This window comes from Streptomyces sp. cmx-18-6 (genome assembly GCF_046548915.1).
GTDB lineage: Bacteria > Actinomycetota > Actinomycetes > Streptomycetales > Streptomycetaceae > Streptomyces.
Genome location: NZ_JAEBEP010000005.1, coordinates 325,066 through 337,235, shown reverse-complemented (window position 1 = coordinate 337,235; position 12,170 = coordinate 325,066). Strand labels below are relative to the sequence as shown.

At 71.9% G+C, this 12,170-nt stretch carries 14 protein-coding genes; 4 read left to right on the top strand and 10 right to left on the bottom strand.

All coding sequences use genetic code 11. The features are described 5' to 3' along the window. Positions 1 to 327: 327 nt before the first annotated feature. Positions 328 to 828: a DUF5949 family protein gene (locus ACLJPL_RS14620; protein WP_411081245.1), complete on the top strand. Its 501-nt coding sequence runs from the start codon at positions 328 to 330 to the stop codon at positions 826 to 828. Positions 829 to 1,036: 208 nt separating this feature from the next. Here the strand turns inward: ACLJPL_RS14620 and ACLJPL_RS14615 are convergent, their stop codons facing one another. The 6 genes from ACLJPL_RS14615 to ACLJPL_RS14590 form a co-directional block, all read right to left on the bottom strand. Then, positions 1,037 to 1,444, bottom strand: a complete 408-nt coding sequence (locus ACLJPL_RS14615) for a rodlin (protein ID WP_411081244.1) — start codon at positions 1,442 to 1,444, stop codon at positions 1,037 to 1,039. Positions 1,445 to 1,591: 147 nt separating this feature from the next. Further along, positions 1,592 to 1,798, bottom strand: coding sequence for a hypothetical protein (locus tag ACLJPL_RS14610; protein ID WP_411081243.1), 207 nt, complete (start codon positions 1,796 to 1,798; stop codon positions 1,592 to 1,594). Between the two features lie 249 nt (positions 1,799 to 2,047). Further along, the gene (locus ACLJPL_RS14605) at positions 2,048 to 2,458 is read right to left on the bottom strand and encodes a rodlin (protein ID WP_411081242.1); all 411 of its coding nucleotides are present in this window, start codon (positions 2,456 to 2,458) and stop codon (positions 2,048 to 2,050) included. Between the two features lie 238 nt (positions 2,459 to 2,696). Further along, entirely contained in the window at positions 2,697 to 2,987 is a 291-nt protein-coding gene (locus ACLJPL_RS14600) for a hypothetical protein (RefSeq protein ID WP_411081418.1), read from the bottom strand. Positions 2,988 to 3,236: 249 nt separating this feature from the next. Next, complete coding sequence (locus ACLJPL_RS14595; protein WP_411081241.1) at positions 3,237 to 3,470, bottom strand: chaplin; 234 nt, start codon at positions 3,468 to 3,470, stop codon at positions 3,237 to 3,239. Positions 3,471 to 3,784: 314 nt separating this feature from the next. Next, positions 3,785 to 4,186: a rodlin gene (locus ACLJPL_RS14590; RefSeq protein ID WP_411081240.1), complete on the bottom strand. Its 402-nt coding sequence runs from the start codon at positions 4,184 to 4,186 to the stop codon at positions 3,785 to 3,787. 586 nt (positions 4,187 to 4,772) lie between these two features. On the opposite strand from ACLJPL_RS14590, the gene ACLJPL_RS14585 reads away from it, so the two are divergent. Next, on the top strand, positions 4,773 to 5,489 hold the full coding sequence (locus ACLJPL_RS14585; RefSeq protein WP_411081239.1) for a chaplin family protein: 717 nt from the start codon (positions 4,773 to 4,775) through the stop codon (positions 5,487 to 5,489). A gap of 119 nt (positions 5,490 to 5,608) precedes the next feature. On the opposite strand, the gene ACLJPL_RS14580 is transcribed toward ACLJPL_RS14585, so the two are convergent. Both ACLJPL_RS14580 and ACLJPL_RS14575 read right to left on the bottom strand, forming a co-directional pair. Further along, positions 5,609 to 6,829 (bottom strand): acetyl-CoA C-acetyltransferase, encoded by a 1,221-nt coding sequence (locus tag ACLJPL_RS14580; RefSeq protein ID WP_411081238.1) that lies wholly within the window; start codon positions 6,827 to 6,829, stop codon positions 5,609 to 5,611. A 168-nt stretch (positions 6,830 to 6,997) separates the two neighbouring features. After that, positions 6,998 to 7,903 (bottom strand): LysR substrate-binding domain-containing protein, encoded by a 906-nt coding sequence (locus ACLJPL_RS14575; RefSeq protein ID WP_411081237.1) that lies wholly within the window; start codon positions 7,901 to 7,903, stop codon positions 6,998 to 7,000. A gap of 115 nt (positions 7,904 to 8,018) precedes the next feature. On the opposite strand from ACLJPL_RS14575, the gene ACLJPL_RS14570 reads away from it, so the two are divergent. Both ACLJPL_RS14570 and ACLJPL_RS14565 read left to right on the top strand, forming a co-directional pair. Further along, positions 8,019 to 9,566 carry a 3-hydroxyacyl-CoA dehydrogenase gene (locus ACLJPL_RS14570; protein WP_411081236.1) on the top strand — a complete coding sequence of 516 codons (1,548 nt, stop codon included), beginning with the start codon at positions 8,019 to 8,021 and terminating at the stop codon, positions 9,564 to 9,566. Positions 9,567 to 9,748: 182 nt separating this feature from the next. Continuing rightward, a complete protein-coding gene (locus ACLJPL_RS14565) occupies positions 9,749 to 10,153 on the top strand; it encodes a VOC family protein (protein ID WP_411081235.1) in 405 nt (134 codons plus the stop codon). Here ACLJPL_RS14565 and ACLJPL_RS14560 read toward each other — a convergent pair. Beyond that, on the bottom strand, positions 10,081 to 10,851 hold the full coding sequence (locus tag ACLJPL_RS14560) for a DUF6597 domain-containing transcriptional factor (protein ID WP_411081234.1): 771 nt from the start codon (positions 10,849 to 10,851) through the stop codon (positions 10,081 to 10,083). The two genes, ACLJPL_RS14565 and ACLJPL_RS14560, sit on opposite strands and share 73 nt — an antisense overlap. Positions 10,852 to 10,882: 31 nt before the next feature. Then, positions 10,883 to 12,154 (bottom strand): YihY/virulence factor BrkB family protein, encoded by a 1,272-nt coding sequence (locus ACLJPL_RS14555; protein WP_411081233.1) that lies wholly within the window; start codon positions 12,152 to 12,154, stop codon positions 10,883 to 10,885. Positions 12,155 to 12,170: the final 16 nt, after the last annotated feature.

Genomic DNA, 12,170 nt, shown 5'->3' with positions numbered 1-12,170 from the left:
GGAGGTGCGTGACGTACGCGAAGTGGGTCAGCCGGTGGCCACGGGGGGGGGAGAACGATGCACTTCTGGCTGCGGGCAGTGCCCGTCACGTCGACAGTCATCAATGTCCTCACCTCCTGATTCCTCTGGTCTCCTCCTCCGTACGCCACGTCGGTGCACGGAGACGTCGCTCACCCTAGCCCGGCCCCCGGGAGCGAGGGCAACTGGTTTTCCACCGGCCCTGACGGAGGCCCGTGTCGACGCCTTCGCCGGAGTTACCCCGTGATCTCCCTCGATCGGGTGATACGCATGCATAGCGGCCGGTCCGGGGCCGTTAGGGTGCCGAGCATGACGACACCCCAGACCTCCACCAGCACGTTCACACAAGCCCAGTTGGGCACCCAGATCCTGATCGGCTGGAGCGGCCGGCAGCCCGGCGCCGACGAGGACACCGCCTATCTGCTCGCCTATTCGCTGGGTGACGGGCAGGACGGCCCGGAGGTCGGCCGGAACGCGCTGCGCATCGCGCTGGAGCGTGCGGGCCTCCAGGTCGGCGGCTCGATCCAGGACGCGGCCGAGGCCCCGGGCATCCAGGCGAAGCTTCTCGTCCAGGCGGGCCAGGCCGTCCTGACGCTCCCTCACCTCAAGGCGCAGTACCCGGCGCCCGCGGAGTGGCTGGCCGCCGCCCGCGCACAGGGCCAGGTGTACGGGATGTTCGCCACCGCCCCGTGGCCGGAGGCCGTTCCGGGGCAGCCGGTCAGCGAGGACCAGCTGCGGGCCTTCGCGGCGAACGAGGAGGTCGTCCGCACCGCAGCCCACTGCCTGCTCCCGGTCCGGTCCCTCGGCTGACGCTCCGGTCCCCGGCCACGCGGACGCGGCGATGCCCACCACCCCCCGTGGAGTGGTGGGCATCGCCGCGTCAGGACGCCGTGGCCGTGTCACGGCGGGACGGCGGGCGCGACGGCCGCGAGATGCGCGGCGGCAGCGCCAACGAGGGCGGGCGGCCCGGAGGTTGACCTCCGGGCCGCCCGCGCTCGATACATCAGGCGGTGGTGCGTCAGTTGTTGCCGACGCCGTTGCCCGACAGGACCGGGATGTCGTCCAGGATGTGCGACAGCGGCTCGTCGCCCTTGGCCTGGGTCGAGTTGTCGGTGCACTGCTGGTTCTGCGGGTTGGACAGGACGTTGATGTCCTGGACCGTGACCGGCACGAGGCCGACGAGCGAACCGACGTTGACCTTGGCCGGCAGGCCGATGCAGAGCTTGTTCAGGGTGCCCTGGACGAGCTGGTTCTGCGGGCTCCAGTCGCCCTTGGTCTCGGCGTTGCCGATCTCCGACTCGGCGCCGTTGCCGTTGACCGTGGTGGTGCCACCGTCGTTGCCGATCGCCATGGCCGTGGGAGCCGCGACTGCGGACAGACCGAGCAGGGACACGGCCACTGCAGCGCCGGCCATCATCTTCTTCATCAAGCTTCACCTTTCGGAGCGTCCCGTTGTGGAACACACTGATCAACAGTCGGTAGTCGCGATCGGTTGCGCAGTACCACTCAAATGGGTTTGTTCCGGCGCAAGGTCGACGCCGTTGCTCAGCTTCCGGAGGCGGTGCCCCGGCCCTCAGCCACCGGGGGTCCCGCCCGAGGCGCGTGCCGCGGGTACGAAGCCGCCGCTGCGGCGGGGGGCGGGCTCCTGCTGGGGTTCGGACAGCGGGTGGCCGTGCCCGGCGGCCCGCCACTCGGCGACGAGCCGGTCGTAGATCGGGGTGCCGCCCGGTGCGGGCCGCCCCTGCGCGCTCTGCGGAGTCTGACTGTCGTACGGATCCATGCGGAGGCCCTACCCGGCCCGGCCCGGATCGTCAGCCGGGGTTACGGCATCCGGCCCAACCGGGTGCACCCTCACCCGGTCACGGGGCGTCGGGGCACGACGAAGGGCCAGTCCGTCCGTACCGGCGAAGAACGGTCGCCGTACGGATGGACTGGCCCCACGCGGATCACTCACTGCGGACAGGCGGATTCCGGGCCGCCCCCGGGGAGTTCGGGGGATTCAGCGGCGGGGACCCGGAGCCGCCCGGTCTCAGTTGTTGCCGGCGCCGTTGCCGGAGAGGATCGGGATGTCGTTCAGGAGGTGCGACAGAGCCTCGTCACCCTTGGCCTGGGTGGAGTTCTCGGTGCACTGCTGGTTCTGCGGCGAGGACAGGACGTTGATGTCCTGGACCGTGATCGGCACGAGGCCGACGAGCGAACCGAGGTTGGCCTTGGCCGGCAGGGCGATGCAGGGCTTGTTGAGCGAGCCCTGGATGAGCGCGAACTGCGGGCTCCAGTCGCCGTGGGTGGCGGAGTTGCCGTACGCCTGCGAAGCGCCGTTGCCGTTGACCGTGGTGGTGCCGCCGTCGTTGGCGATGGCCATGGCGGACGGGGCGGTCGCGGCGGAAACACCGACGACCGAGGCAGCGACGGCTGCCGAGGCCATAATCTTCTTAATCATGAAAGAGCCCTTCTGGGATGTTCTGGTGCCCGCCTGTCCGGAGCGTTCTGCCCAACTCGGCGCGGCGGGTGGTGGTTATGCCCATTCACTCGAACGATGCTTTCCTTCGGCACATCCGCCGTGCGGGCGGAGCGGGCATCGGAGGAATGCGAAGTGAATCGAATCGAATGGAATCGGTGAAGAAGACCGAGGGGACTGCCTAGGGGGAACTACCGGGTGAACGAGTGCCCCATGGCTGTCAGCGGCCGAGCGGAACTCCACCGAGCAGCGGAGCCGCGCCATCGGCCGCACCGGTGGCCCGGCCCGCCAGCTTGCCGACCGCGCCGTCCTTCGAGACCGTCTCGGTCGCCTCGGCGGCCAGGTCCACCAGCGGGTTCACGACCAGCGGGGTGCTGGCCATCACCTGGTTGAGGCCGGTGTCGAGACTGAAGGTGGGGGCCGTGACGTCAGTGACGGCGAAGGCGGGGGCCGCCGTTCCGAGGGCGACCACGGAACCGGCGACGAGCGCGGCGGTCTTCGCGTACTTCACTTTTCTGGTTCCCTTCTGCGCGGCATCCGCTTCGGTCACGTCTCCGTGCCGCGCACAAGCCTTCTTTGCCTGTGACTTCTGCCGCTTTCGTGGGGATAACGATCCGGCTGCCCACGGGAAACTGCGCCCGCGTCACTTTCTCCGGGCGGCGGCGGAAGGGAATGCGCGGGGCAACGCGAAGGCCCCGGGCGGCCGATGCCGCCCGGGGCCGGACCGGTCCGGACCGAGCGGCCCGGACCGGTCAGTTGTTCACGCGTTGACGCAGGTGTTGCCGAAGGCCGGGTTCAGCAGGCCGATCACGTTGACGGTGTTGCCGCAGACGTTGACCGGAATGTGGATCGGAACCTGCACGATGTTGCCGGACAGCACGCCCGGGGAGTGCGCGGCGATGGCCTCGGCGCCCGCGTCGGCCATGGCCGGCGTGGCGGCGCCCATCGCCATGAGGGTTCCGGCGGCGACTGCGGCAACCTTGGTGTACTTCACTTTTCGTCCCTTTCCTCGGCGGAGTCCGGTGCGGTCACGACTGTCGTGACCGCCCGAGCCAGATCCTGATCGCTCGGGACTCCGGCGCTGTCTTTCGTAACGATGAACGCCCGGATTCGAAACTCTTCGACGGGCGGATTCCCGGATTGTCCGCCCGAATGACGCAATGCCCGTGAGGTCGTGCGACGGGGAATGCGACGGAGGACCGGCTGCCGCGCCCCGGATGGAGCCGGGTGGGGCCGGGTGGAGCGACGGACCCGGGCCGCTCGGTGGAGGAACGCCGATGGCCCGGGCCCGAGTAGAGCGGCCGTGGATCAGCCGTTGCCGACGCCGTTGCCGGAGAGGATCGGGATGTCCTCCAGGATGTGCGACAGAGCCTCGTCGCCCTTGGCCTGGGTGGAGTTCTCGGTGCACTGCTGGTTCTGCGGGGAGGACAGGACGTTGATGTCCTGGACCGAGATCGGCACGAGGCCGACGAGCGAACCGAGGTTCGCCTTGGCCGGCAGGGCGATGCAGGGCTTGTTGAGCGAGCCCTGGATCAGGCCGAACTGCGGGCTCCAGTCACCGTGGGTCTCGGCGTTGCCGTACGACTGCGAAGCGCCGTTGCCGTTGACCGAGGTCGTGCCTCCGTCGTTGCTGATCGCCATGGCCTGCGTCGATCCGAGACCGAGCACGGAGGCGGCGACAGCACCCGTAGCCAGAACCTTCTTGATCACGATTAACCCTTCTTGTACCGGTTGCCCCGTGGCGGAGCGTCCTGACCAACTCGCCGAGGGGTGTTTGGTTGCGCGCGTTCACCCGAATGCCGGGCACGGGGGGCGCACGGCGCGGGGCGTGACCGGTGCGCGTCCGCGTGCGCCTTTAGCACTGCCTCTGTTCGCACGACTGTCTGTTCGTGAAGGAATTGCGCGCACACCGTCCGTCGCGTTCGCCCGAACGGGTCGGGCGGGCTCGAGGCGGTCCCGCTTCACGCCCCCGTCCCCTTGACATCTCTTCGGAGGTCAACGTCAGCCACGGACGGGAAAGTTGGGGCGGAATCGTTTCCCTTCAACCGTGGACCGGGAAGAACGGATTCCGCCTAATCCATCCGTTCGGGTGATTACACAATTTCCACGGCCGTCCGAGTTTCCGGCCCAGCCCTCGATCGTTATGGCAGTCGTCCAGCGCGCATGTGTATCGGCTTTCACCATGGCTTCCCGCGGGATACCGGAGGTCCGGCACAGCAGCGGCACCACCCGTACGGCTCCGCGCGCGAAGCACCCACGCGAATGTCCTCGCGAATGTCCTAAGGAAGGGCAAGTAATGCGACAGACCTTGAACAAGAGCTTGATCGTCATGGCGGCGGCCTCGGGCCTCCTGGCCGTGGCCGGCGGTTCGGCGTACGCCGACGCGTCGGCCGAGGGGGCGGCCGTCGGTTCGCCGGGGGTCGGCTCGGGCAACGCCGTGCAGGTGCCGGTGCACATTCCGGTCAACGTGTGCGGCAACACCGTGAATGTGATCGCCCTGCTGAACCCCGCGTTCGGCAACGCGTGCAAGAACGTGGACGGCCCGAAGGACGACCACCCGCCCACCAAGCCGCCGGTCGAGGAGCCGCCCACCGAGGAGCCCCCGGTCAACGAGCCCCCGACCGAGGAGCCGCCGGTCGAGGAGCCGCCCACGGAGGAGCCCCCCGTGGACGAGCCTCCGACCGAGGAGCCCCCGGTCGAGGAGCCGCCGACCGAGGAGCCGCCGGTGGACGAGCCGCCCACCGAGGAGCCCCCCGTCGACCAGCCGCCCACCGAGGAGCCGCCCGTCGACCAGCCCCCGGTCGACCAGCCGCCGGTCGACGAGCCCCCGGCCTGGACGCCGCCCACCGACACCCCCGGGTCGAACACCCCTGGTACGAACACCCCCGGATCCGACACCCCGAGCCTGGCCGACACCGGTGCGGCCGATCTCGGTCTGGCGGCGGGCGCGAGCGCCGCGCTGCTGCTCGGCGGGGCGGTGCTGATGCGCCGCACCCGTAACGCGCGGGACTGATCAGCGGCCCCGCCCGCACGAACGAGGTCCGGCCGGACAGCGGGGACTGTCCGGCCGGACCTTTCGCATGCCCGGGAGCCGGCACCGCATCCCGGGCGGGCCGGGCGGGCCGGGGCCGATCAGGAGGTGACGCGCTCGAAGACCGCGGCGAGGGCCTGGCCGCCGCCGATGCACATCGTCTCCAGGCCGAACCGGCCTTCCCGGCGGTCCAGTTCGCGGGTGAGCGTGGCGAGGATGCGGGCTCCGGTGGCGCCGACCGGGTGGCCCAGCGAGATGCCCGATCCGTTGACGTTGATCCGCTGTTCGTGGTCGGCCTCGCCGAGGCCCAGCTCCCTCGTGCAGGCGAGGACCTGTGCGGCGAACGCCTCGTTCAGCTCGATCAGATCGAGGTCGGCGAGGGTGAGCCCGGCCCGGTCCAGTGCGGTGCGGGTGGCGGCGACGGGGGCGATGCCCATGGTGGCGGCGGGGACGCCCGCGCGGGCGCAGGAGACGAGGCGGACGAGCGGGGTGAGGCCGAGGCGTTCGGCGGTCACGGCGCTGGTGACGAGGCAGGCGGCGGCCGCGTCGTTCTGCCCGCTGGCGTTGCCCGCCGTGACGGTGGCCTCCGGGTCGGACTTCGCCATCACCGGCCGCAGGGCGGCGAGTTGCTCGGCGGTGGTGTCGGGGCGGGGGTGCTCGTCGGCGGTGACGGTGATCTCGCCCTTGCGGGTGCGTACGGTGACGGGAACGATCTCCGCCCCGTACCGCCCCTCGGCGGCGGCGCGGGCCGCCCGCTGCTGCGAGCGCAGGGCCAGGGCGTCCTGGTCGGCGCGGCCGATCCCGTACTCCCGGCGCAGGTTCTCCGCTGTCTCGATCATGCCGCCGGGGACGGGGTGGTGGATGCCGCCGGCGGTGACCCGGCCCCGGGCGAGGGCGTCGTGGAGCTGGAGGCCGGGGCCCTTGATGCCCCAGCGGCCGTCGTGGGTGTAGTAGGGCGCGGCGCTCATGACGTCGACGCCGCCGGCGATCACGACGTCGCTGAAGCCGGTGCGGATCTGCATCGCCGCGTCCAGGACCGCCTGGAGTCCGGAGCCGCAGCGGCGGTCGATCTGGGAGCCGGTGACCGTGGCCGGGAGCCCGGCGTCCAGCGCGGCGACCCGGCCGATGGCGGGTGCTTCGGCGGAGGGGTAGGCGTGGCCGAGGATCACCTCGTCGACCCGGTCCGGGTCGATACCCGTGCGGGCCACCACCTCGGCGATGACGTGTGCGGCGAGCGAGGCCGGTGTCTGCTGGGCGAACGCTCCGCCGAAGCGGCCGATGGGGGTGCGCAGCGGTTCGCAGATGACGACTTCGAGCGGCACGGCGGGCCTTTCCTGGGGGCGGGAGCGGGAGCGGTGGCGGTACGCGGGGGTGCGGGCGGCGGGGTGAGCGTCACTGTCCGGTCGGCCTTCGGATCCGGGTCGACCTTCGCATCGCGGCACTGAGTCGGTCCAATATCGAATGTGCCCCGGGTTGAGAGGCCCCGCGTCTCAATCAGGGCGTCGTACGGGCGTCGGCAGGGCTTCCTCCGCCACGGCGAGCACCGCGCGCAGGGCGGCGGAGGGGTTGTCCGCGCGCCAGGCCAGGGCCGCCTGGCGGCGGATGGGCGGGCCGGCGATGGGTCGGTAGACCAGGCCGTTCTGCTGGATGTGCTGGACGGAGGTGACCGTGAGGGTGACCCCGACCCCGGCGGCGACCAGGGCGAGGATCGTGTACGAGTCGGGGGCCTCCTGGACGACGCGCGGGGTGAACCCGGCGCTCTCGCAGGTTTCGGTCAGGGCGTCGCGGACCGTGGAGCCGGAGTTGGCGGGGAAGGAGACGAACGGTTCCTCGGCCAGCGCGGACAGCGGCACGGCTTCGCCCCGGGCGAGCGGGTGGTCGAAGGGCAGGGCGCACAGCAGCTCCTCCTCGTCGATCACCCGGTGGACCACGCCCGGCCGGTTCACCGGGAGCCGGACGAAGCCGAGGTCGAGCGAGCCGTCCGCGACGCGGGACAGCGCGACGTTGGCGTACGTCTGGCCGGTCATGACGAGTTCGAGCCCGGGATGCGCGGCGCGCACGGCCCGGGTCAGCCGGGGCAGCGTCTCGTGGCTGGAGGCTCCGGCGAAGCCGATGGTGACCCGGCCGTACTCGCCCCGGCCGGCCGACCTGGCGGCCCGGACGGCGGTGTCGAGGTCGTCGAGGACGGTCCGTACCGGTTCGAGGAAGGACTCCCCCGCGCTGGTGAGCCGGACCGAGCGGGTGTTGCGGCGGAAGAGCTGGACGCCGAGCTCCTTCTCCAGCTGCCGGATCTGCTGGCTGAGGGGCGGCTGGGCCATCTGGAGCCGCTTGGCGGCCCGGCCGAAGTGCAGTTCCTCGGCCACCGCGAGGAACGCGTTGAGGTGGCGCAGCTCCATATTGATACTCCTGGCGTCTTTGTCCGACCTTAATTCGGTATTGGACAGTCATCAATGGCCCCTGACACCGTGGGGCGGATTTGCTGTGCTGATCATGCCGAAGGGGCCCACCGCCATGCGTATCAGGATCGTCGGAGCCGGGGCCATGGGCCGCGGCATCGCCCAGTGGGCGGCGAGCGCGGGACACACCGTGGAGCTGGGCGACGTACGGGCCGAGGCGGTGACGGACGCCATGGGCTTCGTCGTCTCGATGCTGGACCGGGCGGTGGCCAAGGGCCGGACGACCGCCGCCGACCGGGACGCGGCCGTGGCGCGGCTGGCGCCGCTCCCCGACCCGTGGGCGGCGGGGCCGGACGTGGAGCTGGTCATCGAGGCCGTACGGGAGGATCTGGAGACCAAGGCCGAGGTGTTCGCGAAGCTGGAGCGGGCGCTGCCCTCCTCCGCGATCTTCGCGACCAACACCTCGTCCCTGTCGGTGACCCGGATCGCCGCGACCCTCCAGGACCCCTCGCGTCTGGCCGGGCTGCACTTCTTCAACCCGGTGCCGCTGATGCGGATCGTGGAGGTGGTGCCGGGTGCGGCGACCCGGCCGGAGATCCCGGCCGTGCTGACCGCGCTGGTGGAGGGGTGCGGGCACCGGGCGGTGACCGTGGCCGACACCCCCGGCTTCCTGGTCAACCACGCGGGGCGCGGGCTGGTGACGGAGGCGCTGGCGCTGCTGGAGGAGTCGGTGGCGGGGCCGGCGGACATCGACCGGATCGCGCGGGACGTGCTGGGGCTGCGGATGGGCCCGTTCGAGCTGATGGACCTCACCGGGCTCGACGTCACGGCCGCGGTGATCGACTCGATCTGGCAGGGCTTCCGGTACGAGGACCGGCTGCGCCCCTCCTACCTCACCCCGAACCGGGTAGTGGCCGGGCTGCACGGCCGCAAGACCGGGCAGGGCTGGTACGCGTACGGCGAGGGCGCGGGCGGACCCGCTCCGGAGCCGGCGGTGGACGGGAACGGCGACCGGCCGGTGTTCCTGGCCCCGAGCGGGTCCGTGGAGACGACGTCGTACGCCGAAGCCCTCGCCGGTGCGCTGGAGGCGGCGGGGGTCCGGATCGAGCGGGGCGCGGGGCCGTCGCCCGAGGCGTTGGTGCTGGTGCCGGGGTGGGGGACGACGGTGTCCGGTGCGATCGGGGCGGGCGGGCTGCCGGCGGAGCGCACGGTGGGCGTGGAGGTGCTGCCCTCGGTGGGGCGGCGGCGGGTCCTCGCGGTGACGGCCGCCACCGATCCGGCGGCGGCCCGGGACGCCCGCGCGGTGCTGGCCCGGGCGGCGGGCGAGGATCCGCACGCCGTGACGGTGGTGCGGGACACGGCGGGCTCGGTCGCGCAGCGGCTGCTGTCGTCGATCGTCGCGGTCGGGGCCTCGATCGCGGAACGCCGCCTCGCCACCCCCGCCGACATCGACCTGGCGGTGACGACCGGGCTCGGCTATCCGGCCGGACCGCTGGCCTGGGGCGAGCGGATCGGGGCGGCGCGGCTGCTGGAGCTCCAGCGGGCGCTGCACGCGGCGACGGGCGACCCGCGCCACCGCCCGACCCGCTGGGTGACCGAACGGGCGGACCTGGGGCTGGCGTTGACCGAGGCGGGGACTTCGGTGGGCGACTGCTGGGGGTGATCTCGCCCGGCCGGGGCGCGCGTTCGGTGCGTACGGGCGCGTACCGGTGCGTGCGAGCGCGTGTGTCCAGTGCCGGGGGGCGCGCATGTCCGGTGTGTTCATGTGCGCGCGTTCGGTGCGTACGGGCGCGCGCGTCCGATTCGTACAAGACCGGCGGGCGGCCGTGCGCCTACGGTCGTTCCATGACTCCACGACTCGACGCGATCAGCATCATCACGGCGGACCTGGCCGCCTCCCTCGCCTTCTACCGCCGGCTCGGCCTCGACATCCCGGCCGGGGCGGAGTCCGCCCCGCACGTCGAAGTGACCCTGCCGGGCGGGCAGCGGGTGCTGTGGGACACCGAGGAGGTCATCCTCTCGTTCGACCCGAGCTGGGAGCGCCCGGCGGGCGGTGAACGGCTGGGGCTGGCGTTCGCCTGTGACAGTCCGGCGGAGGTGGACGCCCTGTACGCGGAGCTCACCGACGCCGGTTTCACCGGGCATCTCAAGCCGTGGGACGCGGTGTGGGGGCAGCGTTACGCGGTGGTGCTGGACCCGGACGGCAGTGGCGTTTCGCTGTTCGCGTCCGCGTCCGCTGCCGCGAAGTAGGACCCGAGGGTCGTGCCCGCCAGGTCGCGCATCTCGCGGGACAGGTGCGCCTGGTCGGTGCAGCCCGCCGCGCAGGCCGCCTCGGCGTACGGGAGGCCGGTGCGGACGAGTGCCAGGGCGCGTTGCAGACGGAGGATCCGGGCCAGCGTCTTGGGGCCGTAGCCGAAGGCGGCCAGGGAGCGGCGGTGGAGCCGGCGGGCTCCGATCCCGGCCTCCGCCGCCGTCGCGGCGACGGACGCGCCCCGGCGCAGGCTCTCCGCGACGGCGACCGTGAGCGGATCCGGCGGCCCGGTGTCGGCGATCCGGTCCAGGGCGAAGCGTTCCAGGGCCTCGGCCGGGTCGGGGGCCCGGTCGATCCGGTCGGTGAGCCGGCGTACGGCTGAGGCGGGCCACAGGTCGGTGAGCTCGGCCCGGTGGTCGCGCAGTTCGTGCGCCGGTACGCCGAGGAGTACGGGCGCGGTGCCGGGGGCGAACCGGATCGCGGCGCAGGAGTCCCGGTCCGCCGGGGCCACCTGGAAGGCGCGGGTGTCCGGTCCGGCGACGACGAGACGGCCGCCGGTCCAGATCAGGTCCATGCAGCCGTCCGGCAGGACGGAGCGGGCTTCTGGTACCGAGCGGTCGGGGGCGTCCCAGGTCCAGACGACGGCTCCGGGCAGCCGGGAGGACCGTTCCTGGTAGCGCGGGGGTTCCTGGGGCATGTCTCCACGCTGGCGCGGGGTCGGCGCGGGCTCAGGCGGACGGCGGTCCGGAGTCGTCCCGGCGCTGCCCGGAGTCCTTGCCCGGCCTGCTGTTCTCCCTGCCGCCCCCGCTTTCCCCGGGCTCCTTGCCCTCCTTGGGCCCTTTCGGCTCCTTCGCTTCCTTGGGTTCCTTCTCCCAGGTCGACTGGAACCGGGACTTCACGTCGTCGGGCGGCAGGAAGCGGGACCAGCGTTCCGGGAACTCCGAGGGCATGTAGGCCGGGCCGTCGTCGTCCTCGTCGTCGTCGATGCCGTCCCCGCCGTTCCACGCGGCCGGGCGGGTCCGGGCGACGAACTCGGCGGCCTGCGCGGCCCGGACGCGCTCGGTGGCCTGGCGGGCGGCGGCGGTGGCCAGCGAGGGCCATACCCGGTCGATGGCCGCGTTGACGGCCGCGCCGACCAGGACGGCGAAGGCCGAGATGCCGATCCAGAGCAGGACGGCGATCGGCGCGGCCAAGGAGCCGTAGATCGTGGGGCCTTCGACCGTGTTGGTGAGGTAGATCCGCAGCAGGAAGCTGCCGAGCACCCACATCCCCAGCGCCACGAGCGCCCCGGGCATGTCCTCGATCCAGGGCGAACGGACGGGGACGGACACGTGGTAGAGCGTCGTGAGGAACGCGATCGTCAGCACGATGACCAGCGGCCAGTAGAGGACGGCGATGACCTCGGTGCCCCAGGGCACGAACTCGACGACCCGGTCGGGGCCGACGACCAGCAGCGGCAGCACCACCGCGCCCAGCAGCAGGGCGACGACGTACAACAGGAAGGCGAGCAGCCGGGTCTTGACGATGCCGCGGTGGCCGTCGAGCCCGTACATCACGGTGATGGTGTCGATGAAGACGTTCACCGCGCGGGAGCCGGACCACAGGGCGATGGCGAAGCCGATGGAGATGACGTCGGGGCGGGCGCCGGTGGTGACGTCGGCCAGCAGCGGTTTGGCGAACTCGTTGACCCCGCGCTCGGAGAGCACGGTCTGCGAGGCGGAGAGGATGTTGCGCTCGATGGAGGCGACCGTCTCGGTGGTCGTCCACTCGTCGACGTAACCGAGCAGCCCGATCAGTCCGAGCAGCAGCGGCGGCAGGGAGAGCAGGGTGAAGAACGCCGCCTCGGCCGCGAGCCCGAGGATCCGGTACTCGATGCACGAGTTGACGGTGTCCTTGAGCAACTGCCACGCCATCCGCCGCTTCGAGACGTTGCGGTAGAGGGCCCGGGCCCGGTGGAGCCGGCCCGGTGACCGCTCGGGTGTTTCATTTGCTGCCTGCACCTCCTTACCGTATCGG